At 27.3% G+C, this 1,680-nt stretch carries 1 protein-coding gene; it reads right to left on the reverse strand.

Annotated features, from left to right (window positions below):
- Positions 1 to 207: 207 nt before the first annotated feature.
- On the reverse strand, positions 208 to 1,500 hold the full coding sequence (locus tag F3G69_RS09170) for a DUF5710 domain-containing protein (RefSeq protein ID WP_149715058.1): 1,293 nt from the start codon (positions 1,498 to 1,500) through the stop codon (positions 208 to 210).
- Between the last annotated feature and the right edge of the window lie 180 nt (positions 1,501 to 1,680).

The raw sequence follows: 1,680 nt of genomic DNA on the forward strand, positions 1-1,680 counted from the left end.
AGAATACTTATTCTGCTATGATAAAAGATATAATTAATTAGTAACCCTCTATACAAAAAATAAAAATAGGTATTTATTAGCAGGCAATACAACCACAAAAACGATACATAATTTTCAAATCACGATAGAAAGCATTATTATTTTATATAATATTATTATAATATCTAAATCATATAAAAATAATATTATATAAGTATATTTTAGATATTATAATAATATTTCTAATTGACGCCCTACTTCGTCAATTCCTCTGCTATTATACAAATCATTAAAGTCACTATATCCACTAGAAATTTCTGTATCATTAAAATTTGGAATACAGACACTTACATTTTTAAAATTATTTTTAATCTGCATTGCTTTATCTTTTCCAATATTAAACCCACTCTTTTTTTCTTTTTTAGCATCATTATCAGCAGCAATTATGATGCGTATATTACAAAACCTTGTAGAAAAATTCTGAACTACAAATTCTAAATTGCCCACATCAAGTCCAACTATTACAGGCATCTTACAAGCTTCATGAACGCTTGTTGCAGTGGCGAAACCTTCACATATATAAATTTTATTATATTTTAATAAAGCCTCAATATTAAGTTTAGCTGAATTTTTGTTATAAAGATCCATATCGTCACTTATAATAAAAAAATTTCCTCGCTTCTTAGCAAGAAGTTTTTCACCATTTTTCTTTTGCTCATTTGAAAGTAGGGCGCCTATCATCTTATTTCCATTTGGAAATATCCGTTGAAGCGACCAAAATTTTTCGTTGATATCAAAAAGTGGCATAAGAAGATTTCCAAATCTATCCTGTTTCAAACCATAGTTTTTATACACTCTTTTCCTAATAAAATAGGCATGGTCTAAAGCAGCAAAATTTGCAGCCAAAAACTCATCAAGTAAAATTTTAGCTGTTTTTTTATATTCGTCTTCTAGTTCATTCTCTCTTTGTAACTGCTTTTGAATAAAAACTGTATTGTCATTTGCTAAATTCTGAGTTTTTTTACTATAAATAAGTTTATCAGAATAGGGTAATATGTCTAATTTCTCATATTTCCAATTACTAATAAACCCGGTTTTAAAATTTTGTATAAACCCGGCTGGTGTACCATCTAAATAACAAACATACGCACCACTTTTTTGCGCACCCTTATCGCCATCTACTCTAACACGTCGCAAAATTCCATCCATTATTGGTGTGTCTACTTCAAGCCCAGCCGCATTTAAGGCAGCTTTAAATTTTAAAGATACGTCAGTAATATCAATTTGGTATTTTTGGAAACAGGGTACTTTGAACTTTGTAATACCATCTGATAGTACAGTTTTTTTACTAGCTCCTTCTTTTTTATTTTCTTCAAGTAGATTTACTAATGCCTCAAAATCAAAAGTATCATAAATAAACCATCTTTTTTCGTCACTATCCCACATAGCCCCCATTGTTTTTGCAGTATTTTTTAGAGAGTAGGGTACATCAATATAAATTTTTTTTCTTTTCCTTGGCATATTAAAAACCTATCATATTCATAGTAATAAAATATTATTCTAGTATCTTTATAATATTATTATCATATTTAAATAATATTATAAAATTTAAAATAAACAAATTCTCCTTTGTTATTATACTAAGTTTCTATATCCTTATTTACAATTACACTTTTATAAATTCAATAAAAACTTTTAACT

Source organism: Campylobacter concisus, assembly GCF_902460625.1.
Classification (GTDB): domain Bacteria; phylum Campylobacterota; class Campylobacteria; order Campylobacterales; family Campylobacteraceae; genus Campylobacter_A; species Campylobacter_A concisus_AD.